The sequence below is a fragment of the Gordonia sp. NPDC003429 genome (genome assembly GCF_053588575.1).
Genome location: NZ_JBSFQF010000004.1, coordinates 223,655 through 244,275, shown reverse-complemented (window position 1 = coordinate 244,275; position 20,621 = coordinate 223,655). Strand labels below are relative to the sequence as shown.

At 68.6% G+C, this 20,621-nt stretch carries 23 protein-coding genes; 11 read left to right on the top strand and 12 right to left on the bottom strand.

The features are described 5' to 3' along the window. Positions 1-71: 71 nt before the first annotated feature. Complete coding sequence (locus tag ACWDSI_RS07775) at positions 72-584, bottom strand: aminoacyl-tRNA deacylase (RefSeq protein WP_449756188.1); 513 nt, start codon at positions 582-584, stop codon at positions 72-74. A 128-nt stretch (positions 585-712) separates the two neighbouring features. On the opposite strand from ACWDSI_RS07775, the gene ACWDSI_RS07770 reads away from it, so the two are divergent. Both ACWDSI_RS07770 and rsrA read left to right on the top strand, forming a co-directional pair. Next, positions 713-1,495 carry a sigma-70 family RNA polymerase sigma factor gene (locus ACWDSI_RS07770; RefSeq protein WP_449745333.1) on the top strand — a complete coding sequence of 261 codons (783 nt, stop codon included), beginning with the start codon at positions 713-715 and terminating at the stop codon, positions 1,493-1,495. Further along, entirely contained in the window at positions 1,492-1,812 is a 321-nt protein-coding gene (gene rsrA / locus ACWDSI_RS07765) for a mycothiol system anti-sigma-R factor (RefSeq protein WP_449756187.1), read from the top strand. Before ACWDSI_RS07770 ends, rsrA begins: the two co-directional genes overlap by 4 nt. 108 nt (positions 1,813-1,920) lie before the next feature. On the opposite strand, the gene ACWDSI_RS07760 is transcribed toward rsrA, so the two are convergent. After that, entirely contained in the window at positions 1,921-2,556 is a 636-nt protein-coding gene (locus tag ACWDSI_RS07760) for a CPBP family intramembrane glutamic endopeptidase (RefSeq protein WP_449756218.1), read from the bottom strand. 235 nt (positions 2,557-2,791) lie between these two features. Then, positions 2,792-2,866 carry a 50S ribosomal protein bL37 gene (locus ACWDSI_RS07755; protein WP_370452957.1) on the bottom strand — a complete coding sequence of 25 codons (75 nt, stop codon included), beginning with the start codon at positions 2,864-2,866 and terminating at the stop codon, positions 2,792-2,794. Positions 2,867-3,066: 200 nt separating this feature from the next. On the opposite strand from ACWDSI_RS07755, the gene ACWDSI_RS07750 reads away from it, so the two are divergent. Together ACWDSI_RS07750 and ACWDSI_RS07745 are read left to right on the top strand one after the other, a co-directional pair. After that, entirely contained in the window at positions 3,067-3,282 is a 216-nt protein-coding gene (locus ACWDSI_RS07750) for a biotin/lipoyl-binding carrier protein (RefSeq protein WP_449745331.1), read from the top strand. A 21-nt stretch (positions 3,283-3,303) separates the two neighbouring features. After that, on the top strand, positions 3,304-4,803 hold the full coding sequence (locus ACWDSI_RS07745) for a sensor histidine kinase (protein WP_449745330.1): 1,500 nt from the start codon (positions 3,304-3,306) through the stop codon (positions 4,801-4,803). 106 nt (positions 4,804-4,909) lie between these two features. On the opposite strand, the gene ACWDSI_RS07740 is transcribed toward ACWDSI_RS07745, so the two are convergent. Together ACWDSI_RS07740 and ACWDSI_RS07735 are read right to left on the bottom strand one after the other, a co-directional pair. Continuing rightward, on the bottom strand, positions 4,910-5,164 hold the full coding sequence (locus tag ACWDSI_RS07740) for a WhiB family transcriptional regulator (protein WP_005170735.1): 255 nt from the start codon (positions 5,162-5,164) through the stop codon (positions 4,910-4,912). A 281-nt stretch (positions 5,165-5,445) separates the two neighbouring features. After that, positions 5,446-6,381: a diacylglycerol/lipid kinase family protein gene (locus ACWDSI_RS07735; protein ID WP_449745485.1), complete on the bottom strand. Its 936-nt coding sequence runs from the start codon at positions 6,379-6,381 to the stop codon at positions 5,446-5,448. A 92-nt stretch (positions 6,382-6,473) separates the two neighbouring features. Here ACWDSI_RS07735 and ACWDSI_RS07730 point away from each other — a divergent pair, with 92 nt between their 5' ends. Then, a complete protein-coding gene (locus ACWDSI_RS07730) occupies positions 6,474-6,938 on the top strand; it encodes a hypothetical protein (protein ID WP_449745329.1) in 465 nt (154 codons plus the stop codon). A 277-nt stretch (positions 6,939-7,215) separates the two neighbouring features. Beyond that, positions 7,216-8,007 carry a ParA family protein gene (locus ACWDSI_RS07725; RefSeq protein WP_449745328.1) on the top strand — a complete coding sequence of 264 codons (792 nt, stop codon included), beginning with the start codon at positions 7,216-7,218 and terminating at the stop codon, positions 8,005-8,007. 6 nt (positions 8,008-8,013) lie between these two features. On the opposite strand, the gene ACWDSI_RS07720 is transcribed toward ACWDSI_RS07725, so the two are convergent. Both ACWDSI_RS07720 and ACWDSI_RS07715 read right to left on the bottom strand, forming a co-directional pair. Next, entirely contained in the window at positions 8,014-9,282 is a 1,269-nt protein-coding gene (locus tag ACWDSI_RS07720) for an Rv3212 family protein (protein ID WP_449756186.1), read from the bottom strand. A 35-nt stretch (positions 9,283-9,317) separates the two neighbouring features. Next, complete coding sequence (locus ACWDSI_RS07715) at positions 9,318-10,982, bottom strand: DEAD/DEAH box helicase (protein WP_449756185.1); 1,665 nt, start codon at positions 10,980-10,982, stop codon at positions 9,318-9,320. Between the two features lie 293 nt (positions 10,983-11,275). Here ACWDSI_RS07715 and ACWDSI_RS07710 point away from each other — a divergent pair, with 293 nt between their 5' ends. Both ACWDSI_RS07710 and ACWDSI_RS07705 read left to right on the top strand, forming a co-directional pair. Further along, on the top strand, positions 11,276-11,965 hold the full coding sequence (locus tag ACWDSI_RS07710) for a ferritin-like fold-containing protein (protein WP_449756184.1): 690 nt from the start codon (positions 11,276-11,278) through the stop codon (positions 11,963-11,965). A 181-nt stretch (positions 11,966-12,146) separates the two neighbouring features. Further along, positions 12,147-12,377 (top strand): DUF3107 domain-containing protein, encoded by a 231-nt coding sequence (locus ACWDSI_RS07705; protein WP_449756183.1) that lies wholly within the window; start codon positions 12,147-12,149, stop codon positions 12,375-12,377. A gap of 13 nt (positions 12,378-12,390) precedes the next feature. Here ACWDSI_RS07705 and ACWDSI_RS07700 read toward each other — a convergent pair whose 3' ends face one another. After that, positions 12,391-13,062: a TetR/AcrR family transcriptional regulator gene (locus ACWDSI_RS07700; protein WP_449756182.1), complete on the bottom strand. Its 672-nt coding sequence runs from the start codon at positions 13,060-13,062 to the stop codon at positions 12,391-12,393. Positions 13,063-13,208: 146 nt separating this feature from the next. On the opposite strand from ACWDSI_RS07700, the gene ACWDSI_RS07695 reads away from it, so the two are divergent. The 3 genes from ACWDSI_RS07695 to ACWDSI_RS07685 all read left to right on the top strand — a co-directional run bounded on the left by ACWDSI_RS07695 (position 13,209) and on the right by ACWDSI_RS07685 (position 16,512). Further along, positions 13,209-14,327: a DUF3152 domain-containing protein gene (locus tag ACWDSI_RS07695; RefSeq protein ID WP_449756181.1), complete on the top strand. Its 1,119-nt coding sequence runs from the start codon at positions 13,209-13,211 to the stop codon at positions 14,325-14,327. An 85-nt stretch (positions 14,328-14,412) separates the two neighbouring features. Further along, positions 14,413-15,588, top strand: a complete 1,176-nt coding sequence (gene moeZ, locus ACWDSI_RS07690; RefSeq protein ID WP_449756180.1) for an adenylyltransferase/sulfurtransferase MoeZ — start codon at positions 14,413-14,415, stop codon at positions 15,586-15,588. Between the two features lie 69 nt (positions 15,589-15,657). Next, complete coding sequence (locus ACWDSI_RS07685) at positions 15,658-16,512, top strand: TIGR02569 family protein (protein ID WP_449745483.1); 855 nt, start codon at positions 15,658-15,660, stop codon at positions 16,510-16,512. Positions 16,513-16,533: 21 nt separating this feature from the next. On the opposite strand, the gene ACWDSI_RS07680 is transcribed toward ACWDSI_RS07685, so the two are convergent. The 4 genes from ACWDSI_RS07680 to ACWDSI_RS07665 form a co-directional block, all read right to left on the bottom strand. Beyond that, positions 16,534-18,483: a Na+/H+ antiporter NhaA gene (locus ACWDSI_RS07680; RefSeq protein WP_449756179.1), complete on the bottom strand. Its 1,950-nt coding sequence runs from the start codon at positions 18,481-18,483 to the stop codon at positions 16,534-16,536. Between the two features lie 71 nt (positions 18,484-18,554). Beyond that, complete coding sequence (locus tag ACWDSI_RS07675) at positions 18,555-18,860, bottom strand: MGMT family protein (RefSeq protein ID WP_449756178.1); 306 nt, start codon at positions 18,858-18,860, stop codon at positions 18,555-18,557. Positions 18,861-18,879: 19 nt separating this feature from the next. Beyond that, positions 18,880-19,716, bottom strand: coding sequence for a siderophore-interacting protein (locus ACWDSI_RS07670; RefSeq protein WP_449756177.1), 837 nt, complete (start codon positions 19,714-19,716; stop codon positions 18,880-18,882). Between the two features lie 108 nt (positions 19,717-19,824). Beyond that, entirely contained in the window at positions 19,825-20,604 is a 780-nt protein-coding gene (locus tag ACWDSI_RS07665; RefSeq protein ID WP_449756176.1) for an alpha/beta fold hydrolase, read from the bottom strand. Between the last annotated feature and the right edge of the window lie 17 nt (positions 20,605-20,621).

Below are 20,621 nucleotides of genomic sequence, written 5' to 3'. Positions count from 1 at the left end.
GGTGTCCATGCTGTCACGCCGCGCCGACACCGTGCGCTGACCGCGGTGGCACCACAACCCGGCGGGTGACCTCAGGCCGTGATGGACGCGGTGACCGCCGAGGTCAGCGCCACCAGGTCGGCCGGCGCGAGCGATACCTCGAGTCCGCGGCGGCCGGCACTGACGAAGATCTGCGGCCACTGCTGAGCGGAACCGTCGACCACCGTCGGCAGCGGGGTGCGCTGGCACAGCGGGGATACCCCGCCGAGCACGTAACCGGTGGAGCGGGTGACGTCCTTGGGGTCGGCCATGGCGGCCTTCGCCGCTCCGAACGCGGCGGCGGCCGCCTTCAGCGACAACTTGCACGGAACGGGGATCACCGCCACCGCGAGGTGCCCGCGACGCCCGGTCGCCTCGACGGTGCCACCAGCGAGCTCGATGACGAGTGTCTTGAAGATCTGTTCCGGCGCGACGTCGAGCGTGGCGGCGAGCGCCGCGACGGCTTCGGGACCGTAGGCATCCGAGCGCGGATCGTGCGCGTATCGATGCACGGTGTGTGCGACCGCGGCGCTGCCGAGGGCCGCGATGGCCGGGGTGGCGGACATCGGTGGGGTTCCTCCTCCTCGCGAACAAAAGGATCCCGGGTCGGAACAATTGTCGCTCCGGTCATGTTGTGACGGGTGTTCAGGTGCGCGCAACCAGCGACTTCGACGACGAAGGAGGAAGACCGCCGATGACTACAGCCCTGCTCGAGCGACCTCGTCCGGTCGCGTCCAGCGGTCGGTCGGTAAGCTTGACCGACACCTCAGGGCACGGCATGAGGCCGCTGACCGGGGTCACGAGCGAAGGGATCGACGTGGCCGAATCCAAGTCACCCGGGTCCACCGCACCCCGCCGGGCCGATCCGGATGAGTCCGTCGGCGACCTCACCGAACGCTTCGAACGTGATGCGCTGCCGCTGCTCGACCAGATGTACGGCGCGGCACTGCGGATGACACGCAATCCCGCCGACGCCGAAGACCTGGTGCAGGAAACCTACGTGAAGGCGTTCTCCGCATTCGCCTCGTTCCGTGAGGGCACCAACCTCAAGGCGTGGCTCTACCGCATCCTCACCAACACCTACATCAACGGATACCGCAAGAAGCAGCGTCAGCCCGCCCAGTATCCGACCGACGAGATCACCGACTGGCAGCTCGCGGCCACCGCGGAGCACACATCGACGGGGCTGCGTTCGGCCGAGATCGAAGCGCTCGACGCGCTGCCCGACGACGAGATCAAGGCGGCGCTGCAGGCGCTGCCCGAGGATTTCCGCATGGCCGTCTACTACGCCGACGTGGAAGGTCTGCCGTACAAGGAGATCGCCGAGATCATGGACACGCCCATCGGGACGGTGATGTCGCGGCTGCACCGCGGACGTCGTCAACTGCGTGAACTGCTCGCCGACGTCGCCCGCGAACGCGGGTTCAACCGTCGTCAGACCTCCGAGAGCACCCCCGAAAGCGAGGTGGCGCGATGAGCGAGGTACACACCGGCGCGCAGCCGCCCGCCGACGATCCCGAGTTCACCAGCCTCGACTGCTCCGCGGTGATCGCCGACGTGTGGCTGCTCCTGGACAACGAATGCGATTCCGGCGCTCGGGCACGGCTGCAGGACCACCTCGACAACTGCCCGTCGTGCCTGGCCCATTACGGCATCGAACGTCAGCTCAAGGCGTTGATCAACCGCAAATGCGGCGGCGACCAGGCGCCGGCCGGGTTGCGTGACCGGTTGCGGGTGGAGATCCGCAAGACCGTGATCGTGCAGGAGACCACCTACACGACCGACGAGAGCTGACCGACCGGACAGCAAGGAGAAACGCCCAAGCGGTTGGTCTCGACGACCGAACGTCTTGGCCGAGAACGGCTCCTGGGGCCGGCGGCAGCGAGATCGGCCGGTAGGACGTCATCCGCCTGAGTTGGCGGCTGCCGTGCGTGCCGGTCGTCTCAGCATCGCGGCCATCCCGATGACGAGATACCCGGCTCCCAGCACCCACGACCCCACCTGCGTCGCCTCGGCCTGCGGGGTGATGAAGATCAGGAAACTGGCCGCGAGATTGTTCAGGGCGTGCAGCCAGATCGCGATGGCCGGGCGACCATGCGTGACCTCGAGTGTGCGCGCCAGGAGCAGCGAAAAGCCGACCGTGAACATCGCGAAGGCGGGCATCGGCACATACGTCTGGATCGCGCCGGGAGTCCACCACAGGGGAAGGTGCCAGCAGAACCAGATGACACCGAGGATCAGCGGCGCGCGCCAGCGTCCGGCCCGAGCACGCAGAGCCGGCTGCAGCCAACCGCGCCAGCCGAGCTCCTCTTGGCCTCCCCCGGCGACAAGCATCACCAGCAATTGCGGCACGACGAGCCAGGGCGAGGCCGCCGCCGGGACCGGATCGCCCCAGAGTCGCTGCGACCAGGACGCGACCGTGACCACGGCGAGGACAGCCAGAGATGCGACGACCCACGCAATCCACGGGCCTGCTGGGATCAAGCACCGCCCGAGCGTGCGCCATGCCTCGCGCGTGCTGCCAGATCGCCGCCACATCGTCCACGCGGCGACGGCGGGACCACACGTGCCGAGAAAGTCCGTGGCTGCCGCGAACGGCGAACCCGGATCGTTTTCGAGCAGCAGGATCGAGAGCATCCACCACGCCCAGGCCCAGCCAAAGGCGATGGCGAGGAACGTCCCGATCCTCGCAGGGCTGCGAAAAGCCCGGGCGGATGCTGTCGTTGACACCGGCATCCGCCCGGGCTTCTCGCTGGACTGCTGAGCCGAGGGCTCAGGAGTTGGGGCGCTTGCCGTGGTTGGCTGCGTTCTTCTTACGAGCACGCTTCTTGCGTCCGCGCTTTCCCATGACGGAACTCCCTTGTTCTTGTGGTGTCCTGGTTCACCGGTGTTGTCCTGGTTCACCATCGCTGGTTCACCGTTCGGTGTCCGACCCGGTTTCCGGGTGGGTGACCGTGTTCGGCGAACCACATTGTCCCACGTCGAGGGGCATCGGCCCCAATCGCCCATCGCGATGACCATGTGAGCGGGGTGGGCTAGGTTGTGTGCATGGCAGAAGACGTGGTGGCCGAGATCGTGGCCAGTGTCCTCGAGGTCAAGGCGGTACCGGGCCTCCACGTCGAGGTCGGGGACACATTGGTGCTGCTGGAGTCGATGAAGATGGAGATCCCGGTGCTGGCCGAGGAATCCGGCACCATCTCGGAGGTGCGGGTCACGGTGGGCGACGTGATCCAGGCCGGCGACGTCATCGCCGTCTACGAGTAGCCTCGTTCATCCCGGCACCCGATGTCGACCCTGGCGGATCTGCTCGCCGAGCACACCACCCTTTCCGATCGTGCCGCCGCCCACCTGCAGCGACTGGTGGCCGAATGGCAACTGCTCGCCGACCTCTCCTTTGCGGATTTTCTGCTCGCGGTGCGCGCCGAAAGCGGTGAGATCGCCACTGTCGCCCAATGCCGCCCCAACACCGCCTCGACGGTGTTTCCCAGCGACGAGGTGGGCACCCTCGTCGAACGCGGCGCCAATCCGCAGGTGGCGCGGGCGTTCGACGAGGCGCGCATCCTGCGGGACGAGGATCCCACCTGGGTGGGCGCACTCGCCATCCGGCGCGAGGCGGTGCCGGTGGGTTTCGAGGGCCGGCCCATCGCCGTGCTCACGCGCGCGAGCGACCTCACCCATCCGCGACTGCCGTCGCCGCTGGAACTGGCCTACCAGGACTCCGCGAACGACCTGTGCCAGATGGTGTCCGACGGGACCTTTCCGCATTTCGAGGGCAACCCGCGCGGACTCTCGACGCCGCGTGCCGGCGACGGATTCGTCCGCGTCGATGCAGCCGGGATCGTGGTCTACACCAGCCCCAACGCGTTGTCGGCGTTCCATCGGATGGGCTGGACGGCCGAACTCGTGGGCACCCGGCTCTCGGAGGTCACCGCGTCGCTGCTGACCGATCCTTTCGAGTCCGAGGACGCCGCGGTGATGATCGACGTCGCCGCCGGTGCCCTCACCCCGCCGGCGGGGCCCTACCGGGACGTGGGCACCCGCATGGAGGTCGACGCACGACGGGCCACGGCGCTGATGCGCGCGGTTCCGCTGCGGCCGCGGGGAGACAGCACCGGGGCGGTGATCCTGATCCGTGACGTCACGGAGGTCAAACGCCGTGATCTGGCTCTGATCAGCAAGGACGCGACGATCCGGGAGATCCATCACCGCGTCAAGAACAATCTGCAGTCGGTGTCGGCGCTGCTGCGGCTGCAGGCCCGTCGCACCGGCAACGCCGAGGCGCGATGGGCGCTGACCGAGGCGGTCCGACGGGTGGCGGCGATCGCCACCGTGCACGAGTTGTTGTCGGGGAGCGTGGACGAGGAAGTCGACATGGACGAGGCGGTGCAGCGGCTGCTGCCGATCCTGGTCGACGTCGCTTCCGGCGAGAATCCCGTGCCGGTGCGCCAACCGGACCGGCTCGGTGTGCTCCCGGCCGAACGGGCGATGCCGTTGGTGATGGTGCTCACCGAACTCATCCAGAACGCCATCGAGCACGGCTTCGCGCAGCCGCGCGACGACGCCCGGATCGAGATCCGTGCGACACGCGACGTTCGGCGGATGGTCGTCGCGGTCCGCGACAACGGTGCGGGGCTGCCCGGTGGGTTCGTCCTCGCCGAGTCCGAGCGGCTCGGCCTGCAGATCGTGCACACACTGGTGACGATCGAGCTCGCCGGTGAACTCGAGGTGGGCCCCAATCCCGACGGTCGGGGCACGGAGGTCCGGGTCACCCTGCCCCTCTGGTGAGGGGCTGATCCGCACCCGGTGTTGTCCCGTGGCCGCGCAAAAAAAGAGACCCGGCGTGAGCCGGGTCTCCCTACGCCGCCTCGCGGGCGGCCGAATGCCAACGCAATCAGACGCTGCTGCGAGTGCGCGTCCGCGCCGTACGGCGCTTGAGCGCACGACGCTCGTCTTCGCTCATGCCTCCCCAGACACCCGCGTCCTGGCCGGACTCGAGGGCCCACGACAGACATTCCGCGGTGACCGGGCACCGCGCGCAGACGAGCTTCGCATCGGCGATCTGAGCGATGGCCGGACCGCTGGTTCCCACCGGGAAGAACAGCTCGGGGTCCTCGTCGCGACAGATTGCCTTGTGACGCCAGTCCATTCCTTCTCCTTCAGGTGCTCACCGCACCACTCGCTCACTACTATTTCGGGCTTTTTGCGGTTGTAACCGCCAGTTCACGTAGACACACCAAATGTTTCCGTGCTGTTGCTTGTGAATACTTTCACGAATCCAGCCGAAGTCAATGGTGTTCCGTTAACACGTGTGCAATATCACTCTCGACCGGTACCGGCGCCGAGGGGGGTGCTGCACTTGTTCACACGCCGATGTTCTATGCTACGCCGTTTGTGGTCGTCTGGCGAGGAATTCTCGCAGGTCCGGGGTCAGTCGGCAGGTATCGGGGCGACGACGTCGAGGACGTCGCGTCGGTGCCCGAAGTCGATCTCGGTGAACGCGCCGATGTAGTCGCCGTCCATCTGCACGTCGACCGGCTCGTCGGCGCGCATACGCACCCATGCCACGTCGTCGTCGCGGATGAGGCGTCGCCCCCGCGGGGGACGATGAGCGAGCAGTCGCAGGGCCACCGGCAGGTTGGGCAGAATCCGCACCGACGTCGACGCGAAAACCCCGAGTCGAGAGCCGAAGTCGGTGTTCGGGTTGGTCCGGATCTCGTGGTTGCCCAGGAACGTCCACGGTGTGGTGTTGCTGACGAACGCGAACCGCACGTCGTCGATGGGCGCGTGGCCGTCGAACTCGACGCGGAATTCGAGCGGACTGGCGCTGTGACGCAGAAAGGACGCGACCGTGGTCCACAGGTACCGTCCCGCGGTGGCGCGGCGGCCCGCGTCGCGCTTGTTCTCCATCGCGTGTACCACGATGGCGTCGATACCCATCCCCGCGTTGAACAGGAACCAGCGGTCGTTGGTGCAGCCCAGGCCGATCCGCCGGACGGCGCCCTTGTCGAGGAGGTCGATGAGCTGGCGTGTGGCACGCAGGGGATCGGCCTCGATGCCCAATGTCCGTGCGAACACGTTCGCGCTACCGCCGGGAATGATCGCCAGCGCCGGACGATCGTCGTTGCGAGCGGTGGCCGCAGGCGGGCCGAGCAGCCCGTTGGCCACCTCATTCACCGATCCGTCACCGCCGTGCACCACCACGACGTCGTATCCGTGCCGGGCGGCGCGCACGGCCAGCTCGCCGGCATGACCGCGGTGCGTGGTGTGCTCGACATCCACCGGCACGTGGGACCCGAGGGTATTGACGAGTGCGTCACGCCCCGCGGGGCTGGTCGCGGTCGCGAACGGGTTGACGATGAGCATGACGCGCACGACATCCGAGGATATGGGGTCTCCGGCCGATCCGCGCCATCACCCCCGCATCCACCGCGCGACCCGACCCATAGGCTGGAGCGGTGAGCACAGAGCGTGACCGGACCAGCCGCGACACCGGTGGGTCCGAGGGAGACGGCGATGCGACCCGGGTGCGTCCGCCCCGCCAGATACAGATCGCGGGGGCGGTCACGACGGCCGAGGGCGTGGTGGCGGTGGCCATCGCGGTGATCCTGGTGATCCGGGCGGCCACCGGACATACGGCCGCCTACAACGGCTACGGCACCGCGGCGTGGCTGGCAATCATCTTCGGGGCGGTGATCGCCGGAGGCGTCGCGCTGATGTCGGGACGGCGATGGGGACGCGCGATCTCGCTGGTCGCCCAGATCCTGCTGCTCGGGGTGTCGTACTACTTCTTCACCAGTGGTGTGCCCTACATCGGGGCGCCGCTGGCGCTGATCACCATCGTGGTGCTGGTGCTGTTGTTCCACCCCGCATCGCTGCGCTGGATCTCTGCGGACTACGTCGACGACGGCGAGAACCCCTGAGCTCGAGCGTGCCCGGAATCGCGTTGAGCGTGCCCAGAATCTGGTTGAGCGTGCCCGGAATCGCGTTGACCGTGCCCGGAATCGCGTTGACCGTGCCCAGAATCTGGTTGAGCGTGCCCAGAGAAGCGTTCGACGAGCCACCGCGGGCACGCTCGACGCGGATGTGGGCACACTCGACCGGCTGAATCCGCCACCCGGATGTGGGCACATACACGTCGCCGACCGGTATCACCGACGACCGGGACGTGGGCCACGCAACGGCCGTAGAGTGGTGCCCATGACGCGCATGCTCGCGGTTGCCAACCAAAAGGGTGGGGTGGCCAAGACCACCACGGTGGAGTCGTTGGGCGCCGCGCTCGCCGACCTGGATGTCTCGGTCCTCGTCGTCGATCTCGATCCTCAAGGCTGCCTGACGTTTTCGCTCGGTCACGATCCGGATCAGCTCGAGACGTCGGTACACGACGTGTTGCTCGGCGAGGAGGAGATCGCCGACGTGCTCCTCGACACCGCCGATAACGTCACGCTCCTCCCGGCGACGATCGACCTGGCCGGTGCCGAGGCGTTGCTGCTGATGCGTCCGGGGCGCGAGTACGCACTCAAGCGTGCGCTCAACGAGGTCGCGGAGGATTTCGATGTGATCCTCATCGACTGCCCGCCGTCGCTGGGGGTGCTCACCCTCAACGGACTGACCGCCGCCGACGAGGTGATCGTGCCGCTGCAATGTGAAACCCTCGCGCACCGCGGGGTGGGGCAGCTGCTGCGCACCGTGACCGAGGTGCAGCAGATCACCAATCCGTCGCTGCAGATGCTCGGCGCGGTTGCCACACTGTTCGACGCCCGCACCACGCACAGTCGTGACGTTCTCGCCGACGTGTCCGACCGCTACGATCTGCCGGTCCTCGATCCGCCCATCCCGCGCACGGTGCGCTTCGCGGAGGCCTCGGCCTCCGGGGCGTCGGTGATGCGCGGACGAAAGAACAAGGGCGCCACCGCATATCGGGAGCTCGCCGAGAACCTGTGGAAGCACTGGGACGCCGGTGAGGACGTCCGCAGCTTCGACTTCGGCTGACGCGGATCAGCCCGCGGGCGCCAGCGTCACGATCGTCGTACCGCGCTGCTCGACGACGCGATCGCCGAGCACCCGGAGGCTCACGGTGCCCGTGGCTTTGTCGCCACCGTCGATGTCGGCCACCGCGATCGACCGGGTCTCCCGGCCGGTGGCCGGGTCGCGGACACTGATGCCCGCCGGTGTCGGCAGCAACAACTGGCCGGCCATCGTCTCGCCCGGCCCGGCGGTACCGGGTACCTGGTAGATCGGCCGCATCGTCTGGCCGTTGAGCACCACGGTGGCGGTCCCGGTGAAGAAGGTCACCAGCCCGTCGTCGGCCTGCGCCACACTGTCGGCCGGCGGTGCTGCGCCTCCCTCCACGGTGTTGGTGGTGGTCGGCGCACCGTCGGAGTTGAACCCCCGGATGGTCGGCGGTGTGGGCTCGGGTGAATTGCCGCCCCCGTCGTAGACCGCGATCGCCGAGCCACTCATCGCGACCAGCACCGGCGGCGGTCCCGAGGTGCCGCTGGTGATGACCGACGAACCGAACTGCTGAACCTTCTCGTCGCTGTCGAGAACCGCTCCGAGCACGGTGAGACGGTAGCCGGGATCGTTGCGGCAGTGTTCGATCAGCGCGATCCGTGACCCGCCGATCGCCGCCGACTCGATGCGACAGTCGACCCGTCCGGGTTGCACATCGGGCTTGACCGGCGCGCTGACGCGCCCATATTCCACACCGCGGACCAGATTCGATCCCCACGTCTCCACACGGGTCGGGCCGGCGGCCAGTACATAGCCGGAATCGGTGATCAGGCGCAGCGTGTCGTCGGCGTCGCTCGTCCGGGCGCCGAGTCGTCTGCCCGACGCGGCGTCGAGCGCGGTGACCTCGGAGCATCCGCGTGAGTTGCGGTAGACGGCGAGGATCTCGTCGGTGCTCGCACGCCAGGCCGTCGCCGCCGTGCACAACGGCAGGTTGCGCCGGTATTCCCACAGCACCCGTCCGCTCGCCGGGTCGCGGCCGCTGACCGTGCCGCCGTCGGCGCTGACGATCACCGATTGGGCGACGGCAGGTGTCTCGGTGGCGGCCGACGCCGCGCGCCAGGCAACCCGGAATGCGGTGGGCACACTGGTCGCCGGTGCGACGTCGGGTGGAGCGGTGGCCGCGCGCGCGTCCTCGGTGTGCCGTACCGGGCTGACGTACCAGACGGCGATGCCCGCGACGACGAGCACCACCACGATGGCAACACTGATCGCCAGATCGACGGGGGTTCGTCGTTCGGGCAGGATTCGGGCCACGCGCGCTCCGGTGCGGCGATTCGAGGTGGGTGTCGCTACTCGCCGGCCGCCGCGGTGGCCGGCGTGGCCGAATCGTCGGCGGACTGGGTCGCGGTGCCGGTGCGCTTGGCTCCGCCGCGGCGACGACGGCGACGACGCCGTGGTTCACCCGCGCCGCCCTCGGCGCCCTGGTTCGCGCCGGCGGGCGTCCCGCCCTTCGCGGACCCGTCATTCGTGGACCCATCACCGGCCGGCCCGTCGCTGGTGGCTGTGTCGTTCGTGGTGGCCGACGCCTGGCCCGAGCCGGTTGAGCGGCCCGACGTCGTGCCACCGCGGGTACGGCGCCGGGTGCGCGTGGACGCCTCGCGTCCCGACCGCGGGCGGCGTTCGGCGCGCTCACCGTCGGTGCGCTCTCGCTTCGGGGCGGCGATCCGGCCGGTCGCCGACTCCGGGATGCCCAGGTCGCTGCGCAGGTGTTCGGAGGTGGAGTAGGTCTCAGCGGGCTCGGGCACACCGAGCTTGAGTGCGGAGTTGATCAGCTCCCAGCGGTGCAGTTCGTCCCAGTCGACCAGGGTCACCGCGATGCCGGTGCGGCCGGCACGGCCGGTGCGGCCGATCCGGTGCACGTAGGTCTTGTCGTCCTCGGGGCTCTGGTAGTTGATCACGTGGGTGACGTCGTCGATGTCGATACCGCGCGCGGCGACGTCGGTGGCCACCAGCACGTCGATCTCACCGGTCCGGAACTTCTTGAGTGCCTTCTCGCGGGCCACCTGGCCGAGGTCGCCATGCACCGCGCCCACCGAGAAACCGCGCTCGGCGAGATCGTCGGCCACCTTCTGGGCGGTGCGCTTGGTGCGGGTGAAGATCATCGTCGCGCCGCGCCCGTCGGCCTGCAGGATGCGGGCGACGAGTTCGGCCTTGTCGAGGGCGTGGGCGCGGTAGACGAACTGGGTGGTGCGCTCGTGCACCGCGGAGTCGTTGGCGTGTTCGGCGCGGATGTGGGTGGGCCGGTGCAGGAAGGTGCGGGCCAGGGTGACGATCGGGCCCGGCATGGTGGCCGAGAACAGCATGGTCTGCTTCTTCTCCGGCAGCGCGGCCATGATCCGTTCGATGTCCGGCAGGAAGCCGAGGTCGAGCATCTCGTCGGCCTCGTCGAGCACCAGGATCTCCACCTTGCCGAGAATCAGGTGACCCTGCTGGGCCAGGTCGAGCAGCCGGCCCGGCGTGCCGACCACCACGTCGACGCCCGCGCGCAGCTCCGCGATCTGCGACTCGTAGGGCCGCCCACCGTAGATCGACGTGATCTTCAGCGGCCGCTCAACGCCGTTGTCGAGATGAACGTCGAGGGTTTTCGCCGCAACCGCGAGGTCGCCGGTGACCTGCAGACACAGTTCGCGCGTCGGCACGATGACCAGCGCGCGCGGGGTGTTGTCCAGCGGGCGGATGCCGGTGTCGGCCGCGTTGACCAGCCGGTGCAGCAGCGGGACGCCGAAGCCGAAGGTCTTGCCCATGCCCGTCCGGGCCTGGCCGATCAGATCGTCGCCGGCCATCGCGAGCGGAAGGGTGAGTTCCTGGATCGCAAAGGTGTGGGTCTTGCCGTCGCGGGCCAACGCGTCGACGATGCGTGCGTCGACGCCGAGCTCGGCGAACGTGGGGGAGGTGTGGGTGTCGTCGACGACGGTCGTCTGGACGCCGTCGGTCTCGGTACCGGGTTCGCTCATGTGATGTTGTGTGCCTTTCGCATCTGTTCCAGCACGCACGAAAAGGCTCCACCCGATGTCGTCGCGACGAACGTCGCGGGTGACTCGCTGACTCACCCCGCGTGGGGCGGACGTGGGCTCGATGTGTGCGCGCACAATGTCCGGTGCCCGCGATCTGTGATTCCCGGTGAACCCCACCCCGAGGAACTGTGTCCCGGTCGGGGCGTGCTCGTTGGCCGAAACGTCACGTTCGCGTCAGTGCACCGTCGACAAGTGTACTTGGTCAACCGGTGAGCGCCGCCTACCATCGCCTCATGCCGTCCACAGCAGCCTCCCCCGACCCCGTTCCGGTCTCCACGATCGACGAGAACTCACCGGCGATCGGGAAGCTGTACGCGGTCCTGCTCGCCGGCGAGTACGCGGCGTTCTACCGGTTGATCGAGGAGTCGGAGATGGCGCCCGACGTGGACGGCCGCATCAACATCGCGCGGATGGTCGCCTCGGAGATCAAGCATTTCGAACGTCTCGCCGACGAGGTGACCCGCTGGGGTATCGACCCCACCGAGGCCGTGGTGCGCTACCGGCAGGTGTTCGACGAATACCACTCGGTGACCAAGCCCAAGACCTGGTACGAGGCGCTCGTCAAGGCATACGTGGGCGACGGCCTGGCCGCCGACGTGTACACCGAGCTGGCCGGAGTGCTGCCCGCCGAGCCCCGCGCGGTGGTCGCCGAGGTGATGTCGGCGACCGGGGGGTCGGAGTTCGCCCGCGACGCGGTGCGCGCGGCCATCGCCGCCGACCCGGCGTTGCGGTCCCCCCTGACCCTGTGGGGTCGACGACTGCTCGGCGAGGCCATCACCCACGCCCAATGGGTGCTCGCCGCCGAGGAGGAGGTCACCGACCTGTTGTTCGCCGGAGCCGCATCGCTGCAGAACATGGCCGGGTTTTTCGACACCGTCGCCGACCGCCACGCGCGGCGCATGGCGGATCTCGGACTCGGCTGACCAGAGCGGGTGGCCGGGCCGCGGCGGTGGCATGTTTTCGCTGTCAGCGGAGCCGGTGTCCGAGCGATCACGCGCTGCACTAGCCTTGTCCGGCAAGGGTGTGATGCGTCCGGTCGATGCCGGGGCATCCGTTTTCCCACCGCGCGCGCCCGCCGCGCGCGGCGACCACGAAAGGGTGGCCATGACCGTCGAAGTCAAGATCGGCATCACCGACAGCCCGCGAGAGCTGTCCATCCAGTCCACGCTGAGCAGCGAGAAGGCGCTGGCCGCCGTCGAGTCCGCGCTCGGGGGCAAGGAACCGTTGCTGACGCTGGTCGACGACAAGGGATCGCGGTTCCTCGTCCCGGTGACCAAGATCGCCTACGTGGAGGTCGGCGCCGCGGAGACCCGTCGGGTCGGGTTCGGTTCCTGACCGGCCGTCCGGTTCACTCGTTTGGCGCGGTGACCTCGTCGACCGGCGACAGTTCGGCGTCGTCCTGCATCGGCACGTGGGACAACCCGCCCCACAGCAGCGCGACCGTCGTGTCGACCGCGGACTGCTTGTCGATGGGCCGTTTGGCCTCGAGCCAGTAACGCGCGTTGACCTGACTCGCCCCGACCAGACCCGCCGCCAGCATCCGTGAACGGTGCGGATCGAGACCGGAATCGTGCATGACGAGGCCGTAGACGGCATCCACGCAGGCTTCCGTGGCCCCTTCGACCCGGCGGATCACCGCGGGATCGAGCGCATCGGAGGAGAAGATCAGCCGATACCCCGAATTGTCCTCGTCGATGAAGTCGAAGAACGCCTGGACGGCGGCCCGGACGCGCTTGCGGTTGTCGGTGGTGGTCAGCAGTGCGTTGTTCACGTCGGTGACCAACTTCTCCGCATGCGAGTCGACCACCGCGATGTAGAGGTCCAGCTTTGACGGGAAGTGTTGGTAGAGAACGGGTTTGCTGACTCCGGCGTGCACCGCGATCTCGTCCATGCCGGCCGAGTGATAACCGCGCTCGACGAAGATCTCGCTGGCCGCTTCGAGCAGTTGCCGACGTCGCGCGCTGCGGGGTAGGCGGGTCCCGTTTCTTCCCGCGTGCGGTGAGGCGCTGGCAGCAGACATGAGGACGAGATTACTCGGCGCCGCGTCGGCGGCGATGTGCGCGGTCACAGCAGTGGTCGCAGTGTCGGCTTCGTCTCGTCCCGGGTCGACGAACGACGGCCGGTTGCCTCCGTCGAATCGGTGACCGACTGTGAGAAAGTTGACGCGTGAGCCACACAGAGGGTGGGCCCGGCGAGTCGCAGACCGGGGACGGTCGGGGTCGGGTCAGGGCCAGGGACGTGGGTCCGCGTGCACCGCGTGCCACCACGGGCGAGTCCGCCACCACCGACAGGTCCGCCGCCACCGGGACACCACGTTCGCGGCCGCGTCCGGAACCGGGTCAGCCACTGCGGGCGCGGTGGGACCCCACCGACGACCGCGGTAGGCAGCGGGTCGACCGTGACGCGCAACCCGAACGACGCAAACAAAGCGCGCTGGGCAGATTCGTGTCCACTTACGGTTGGCGTGCGTACGCGATCCCGGTGCTGGTGGTGCTCACCATCGTGTTGATCGTGGTCACCCTGCGCGACGGCGGGTCGTCGTCGGACGCGTCGGGCGCCGACGTGAGTCCGGTGGCCTCCCGCAACACCGACGTCACCCGCGAGACCACGCCGGTCGGCGCTCCGAACAAGTCCATCAAAGAGGTCTCGCTGCCCGCGGGCACACTGCCCGACGGCGGCCCCTTCACCCAGAAGGGCAAGGAGACCTTCCGGGTGATTCCCGGCAGCGGTACGCAGGTGGGCCGCGGCGGGCAGGTGTACACCTACTCCGTGGAGGTGGAAAACGGCGTCAACCCGCAGGACTACGGCGGAGACCGCTCGTTCGCGAAGATGGTCGACGCCACCCTGGCCAACAGCCGCAGCTGGATCGGTGACGGCAAGGTGTCGTTTCGGCGGGTCGACTCCGGTGACCCCGACTTGCGCATCTCGCTGACCTCGCCCGCGACGGCGCGCGAACTGTGCGGTTATCAGATCAAGCTCGAGACCTCCTGCTTCTACCCGCCCGACAAGCGGGTCACCCTCAACGAGGCGCGGTGGGTGCGCGGGGCGCTGTCCTACCAGGGCGACGACATGGCCTACCGCCAGTACCTGGTCAACCACGAGACCGGCCACGGCATCGGCTACGACCACCACGAACCCTGCAAGGAGAACGGCGCGCTGGCGCCGATCATGATGCAGCAGTCGTTCGGCACCTCCAACAGCGAGATCCTCGCGCTCGACCCGGACATCACGGCGAACCCGTCGTTCGTGTGCAAGCCCAACCCCTGGCCGTATCCGACGCGCTGACCGCGTCGGGATGAGGGAATGCGCTCGCGGCCCGAGTCGTTGATCTGACGGAAGTCGATCCACCCCAATCTCTTGGAGGCGCCACGTGTCGTCCTTGCCGCCGCTGGTCACGCCCGCAGCCGAACTGTCCAACGACGAGGTCGCGCGCTACAGCAGGCATCTGATCATCCCCGACGTCGGTATGGACGGGCAGAAGCGGCTCAAGAACGCGAAAGTCCTCGTCATCGGTGCCGGCGGCCTGGGATCGCCCACCCTGCTGTACCTCGCCGCGGCCGGGGTCGGCACCATCGGGATCGTCGAGTTCGACGTCGTCGACGAGTCGAATCTGCAGCGCCAGGTCATTCACGGGCAGTCCGACATCGGACGGCCCAAGGCCGAGAGTGCTCGCGACTCGATCCTGGAGATCAACCCGTACATGACCGTCAACATCCACGACGAGCGGCTCGAACCCGAGGGTGCGATCGAGCTGTTCTCCGCCTACGACCTGATCATCGACGGCACCGACAACTTCGCCACCCGCTATCTGGTCAACGACGCCGCGGTCTTGGCGCACAAGCCCTACGTGTGGGGATCGATCTACCGTTTCGAGGGCCAGGCGTCGGTGTTCTGGGAGGACGCCCCCGACGGCCGCGGCATCAATTACCGCGATCTCTACCCGCAGGCACCGCCGCCGGGCATGGTGCCCTCCTGCGCCGAGGGTGGTGTACTCGGCATCCTGTGCGCGTCGATCGGTTCGATCATGGGTACCGAGGCCATCAAGCTGATCTGCGGTATCGGAGAACCACTGCTGGGTCGTCTGATGGTGTACGACGCCCTGGACATGACCTACCGCACCATCAAGATCCGCAAGGACCCCGAGGGTGAGACGATCACCGGGCTCATCGACTACGAGGAGTTCTGTGGAGTCGTCTCCGACGAGGCGGCGCTCGCGGCGGCCGGATCGACGTTGACCCCCGTCGAACTGAAGGACAAGCTCGACGCGGGCGAGGAACTCGCGCTCATCGACGTCCGTGAGCCCGTCGAATGGGACATCGTGCACATCGACGGTGCCACCCTGATCCCCAAGGGCGACATCCTCTCCGGGGCCGCGCTGGCACAGATCCCGCAGGACCGTCCGACGGTGCTCTACTGCAAGACCGGCATCCGGTCGGCGGAGGCACTCGCCGCGCTCAAGCGCGCCGGATTCGCCGACGCGCGTCATCTGCAGGGCGGGGTGACCGCGTGGGCCAACCAGGTGGACAAGGACCTGCCGACGTACTGAGCGCGTTCGGGGCCGAGTCGTTGCGCCGATATGGGCCCCACGCTGGGTAATCTCTGCACCGTGTCCTCCGTGATTACCGTCGAGCCACCCGAACACGTGCTCAACACGTTCGGGCTGACCGCGCATCCGCCCATCGCGATGGGCGACTCGTGGGTCGGGGGCTGGCGTGTCGGCGAGGTGGTGCTGTCCCTGGTACCCGACCACGCCCGTGCCGCGTGGTCGGCGTCGGTGCGCGAAAATCTCTACGTGGCGGGTCTGCGGATCGCGCGGCCCTTCCGCGCCACCGACGGCCGATACGTTGTGTCCGGGTGGCGCGCCGACACCTACATCGCCGGATCACCCGAACCGCGGCACGACGAGGTGGTCTCGGTGGCCGAGCGCCTGCATGAGGCCCTCGTCGACCTCGAACGTCCCCGCTTCCTGCTGCAGCAGCCCGCACCACCGCACACCGACGTCGACGTGTTCGCCGCCGCCGACCGGGCGGCGTGGGAAGACGTGCCGCTGCGTTCGGCGCGGGCCGCAGCGATGCCCGAGCCCGCCACCGAGGACGGCCGCGAAAGTGTGGCGATGCTCAAGACGCTTGCCACCTTGCGCACACCGGTGGACCTGCCGTCGCAGGTGGTGCACGGCGACCTGTTCGGCACCGTGCTCTTCGCCGGTGCGGCCGCCCCGGGGATCACCGACATCGTGCCGTACTGGCGGCCCGCGTCGTGGGCGGCTGCCGTGGTGGTGGTCGATTCGCTGGCGTGGGGCGGCGCCGACGAGGACCTCGTGCAGCGATGGTCCGACCAGCCGGAATGGCCGCAGATGATGTTGCGCGCCACCATGTTCCGCCTCGCGGTGCATGCCCTGCACCCGCGGTCCACCGCCGGCGCTCTGCCGGGTCTGGCCCGTGTTGTCGATCTCGTGCGCCTGATGGTGTGACGCCGACAGACCGAGCCGTGATCACCGGGGTCCGGCCGTGGCCAGCGCCTTGTCGCGTGCCTGCCCCACCGCGTCGCGCACCGAGTCGAAGTCGTAAGCGCCGTAGTGGCGTCGGCCGTTGACGAAGAATGTCGGGGTGCCCGCCACGTCGCTACGCAGGGCGGACTCGACGTCGCGGTTGATCCGGTCGCGGTGCACCCTGCCGGTCAGTTCCGCGGTGAACCGATCAACGTCGAGTCCCAACTCGCGTGCATAGCCGACGAGATCACGCATGCTGAGGTCGTCCTGATTGGTCAGGAGCACGTCGTGCATCTCCCAGAACGCGCCCTGCGTCGCGGCGGCTTCGGCGGCCTCGGCGGCGAGCTGCGCGTGCGGGTGCACGTCGGTGAGCGGCAGGTGTCGCCACACGTAGCGCACCCGGCGGTCCTCGGCGAGTTCGCGCCGGGCGGCGAACTCGGCCTGCCCACAGTGCGGGCATTCGAAATCCCCGTATTCGACCACCGTGACGTCGGAGTCCACGGCGCCGCGGATGTGGTCGTCGCCCTCGTCCACCGGATCGTTGAGATCGGTCAGTCCGCTCGCGGTACCCAGCAGCAACCGGGCACGACGCGCGCGGGGCAGACGCCGAATCAACCGCCCGACCACCACGGTGAGCACCGTGGCCAGCAGTGCCGCCAGCAGAATGCCGATCTTGGCCTCTGCGAGGCGATCACCGCTGCGACCCGGTCCGCCCAGGGCCACATCGGCGATCAGCAGGGACAGGGTGAACGGCGCGGCCGCGGCGAACCCCGCGACCAGGACCCCGCCACCACCGACCGACGATCGGATTCGTCCGCGGCTCACTGCGGCGACCACTCCCGTGCCGATCAGGTGGCCGAGCGGTTTGCCGACCAGCATCGCGATCACGATTCCCCAGGTGATCGGTGAGGTCGCCGCGCCGCGCAGTGCGCTGCCGTCGATCCGCACGCCCGCGTTGCACAACCCGAACAGCGGAACCACCAGGAAGGTGCTCCACGGTACGCAGATGCGTTGCAGGCGTGCGTTCATCGACTGGGTGACCGCGACGGCCACCGTCGCGGTGCGAGCCAGTTCGGGCGTCGGTTCCTCGCGGAAGGCCCGGAAGGTGGCGGTCGCGCTCTCGAGGCGATCGCGACGCGGCACATAAGCCGAGGCCAGCAGTCCGGCGAGCAGTCCGGCGGCGATCGGGTCGACGCCACTGCCGAACAGCGCCGCCCACAGCGCGAACGTCAGCACGGTGAACGGCAGGAGCCGATTGACGCCCGACCATGCCAGGACCACCATCACCGCGAAGATGGATGCAGCGACAAGAAGATCGGGCAAGGAGACCGCGCTGCTGTACACCGTGGCGATCACCAGGACCGAGGCGAGGTCGTCGACCACCAGGATCGTCACCAGATGGACCCGCAGGCGGTCCCCGATCCCATCACCCAGCACCCCGAGCACCCCGAGCGCGACGGCGGTGTCGGTGGACATCGCGACGGCCCACGCGTGGGTGGCACCCGAGTGCGTGTTGAGCGCCACGAAGATGCCGACCGGCAGGGCCATCGCGGTCAGGCCGACCACCAGCGGCATCACGAAACGGGTGCGTTCACGCAGTTCGCCCAGGTCGAACTCGCGTCGCGCCTCCAAACCCACGACCACGAAGAAGACCGTCATCAGGCCGCTGTTCACCCATTCGCGCAGCGACCGGGTGACCTCGTGGCCGCTCAGGCGTACCGACAGCTCCGCCGCCCAGGTCGTCTCGTACGACGTGGGGAACACGTTGGACCACACCAGTGCGGCGGCCACCGCGACAACCAGGAGGACACTGCCGGTGGTCTGGCTGCGCAGCAGCGAACGCAACGCATCGCCCCCGAGCCGCAACGACTGCCCGGTACCCGGTTGCTCGTCACCCAGTTGTTCGTTACCCGATTGTTCGTTGCCCGAGCCGTCGCGACCGGTTGTCCCCATGATCTGCCAAACCGCGCGACGCGTGATTCTCATCCCGCCCGCCGAGATCGTTGCCGACGCGTCGGTCCCGGTCAGGGCGTATCGATCACCCAGCGGCATTCCCGCAGCAGCACGCGGCCGTCGCGGATGGGTACCCCGTCGGCGCGTAGCCGGTCGAGTTGACGATCCGCCGGATGCGTCGACGGGCGGCCCGAGGCCGAGATCACCCGATGCCAGGGCAGATCGGCGGAATCGGTCCGCATGATCCAGCCGACGATGCGCGCCGACGAGAGACCAGCCGCTGCGGCGAGGTCGCCGTAGGTGGCGACCATGCCCGCGGGAATCGCCGCCACCAGGACGCGGACCCGTTCCACGTCGTCGTCGGTCACCGTTGCCATGCCGCGATGGTAAGGCCGCTCAGGCGAGTTCGATCTCCTCGACCAGGTCGGGGTCGGCGAGGTCGCGGCCCTGGGCGGCCGCTGCCTGGTATGTGCTCATCGCGCGGTCGTCGGATTCGGTGGCCGACTGTCCCTGTTTCCAATAGGCGCGGGCCAGCAGATCACCGCGGTCGATGTGCCACTGAGACAGTGCGTGTGCGCGTACGCGACGCACCTGTGATGCCTCCGCCGCCACCCAGGTCTGCGGGTGTCCGCCGACGGCGACGGTACGCGGAGTGAGGTCGACGGCCGCCGAAATCGACTCCACCACGGTGATCTCGGCACCGGGATGGCCCGGCAGCAGGTCGCCGTCGGCGGGATGGGTCAGGGCGACGACGACGTCGATGACCGATGTGGCGGGGAGGTGTTCGAGAACCGCTGCGATGGCGGGAAGCGCGGTGGCGTCACCGATCAGCAGGTGGTGTGTGGCGCCCGGTACGGCGGCCCAGTCGGGTCGCATACCGTGCAGCGTCCGCTGCCCGCCCACCGGGTCCCCGGCCAGCCAGTCCAGTGCCAGGCCGCCGTCGTGGCGGGCGATGTCGAACACCAGGCCGCGCGTTTCGGGATCGAAATGGCGCACCGTGAACGCGCGGTAGCGGGGCGAACCGGCGTCATCGGGTTCGAAGGCGAGCTTGAACGCATCCGCAGGTAGCGCGCGGTAGCCGTCGAGTTCGGCGCCGACCGTGCCCGATACCCGCAGGAATCCCGGCGAGACCGGAACTATCTCGTCGACCCGAAGGGCGGTGGTGATCGGTGTGGTGGCCTGCGCTCGGCGCCGTAGCGCCGATCGGATACCCGCGGCACCGGTGGTGGGCATGACTCTCCTCTCGAGCGGAAGGTTCTTCACCCCCAGGTTAGGCGACCCTAATATACGTGGCCACACTCGGGGTGACCGTCACATCCGGTGGGCACCTCACGCGGGTCGTCACAGCATGGCGCGGACGAGGTCTGCGCAGAGATCGGGCTCCAGGAACGGCACCATGTGCCCACAGTCGACGTGATGGAACCGGACCTGCGGGCGTTCGGCGATGCAGGCGGCGACGAACGCGGGACGGACGAACGGCGGGTCCACCCGGTCGGCGATCACGACGTCGGTCGGGATTCCCGGCGGGGGCAGCACGACCGGACGCGTCAGTTCGCTCCACGCCGTGGCCACCGATGCGGCGCTGATCCGCCAGCCCATCCGCCCGTGCGGACGCGGTATCAGGTGGTCGGTGATCTCGCGCTCGAGGAGATGCGCGGGTACCTCACCCCAACCCTCGGCGCGCTTGGCGGCGCGCGCGGCATCGGCGTCGGCATAATCCCAGTGGTCGAGACTGTCGGTGGCCACCTCGAGCGCAAAGGTGGGATCGAGCCCCTGTGCGGGATCGAGCAGCACGATGCCGCGCACCCGGCCGGCCAGGTGCTCCGCCAGTCGCACCGCCAGCGCGCCACCGAACGAATGAGCGAGCAAGACAAAGGATTCCGACTCGGGAATGTACTCGGTGACCACCTGCTCGAGACCGTCGAGGTGCTCGGAGAATCCCCATGGTGGGCGCCAGGGGGAGCGTCCGTGACCCAGCAGATCGGGTGCGACCACGCGCGCCTGTGGCAGGTGGTTCTCGGCGAGGTCCGCCCAGCGCAGGCCGTGGCCGGTGAGGCCGTGGAGGGCGAGTACCGCCGGGCCGTCCGCGGGCCCGAAGGTGTAGGTGTGCAGCGACGGCATCGTCCGATCGTAGGGTG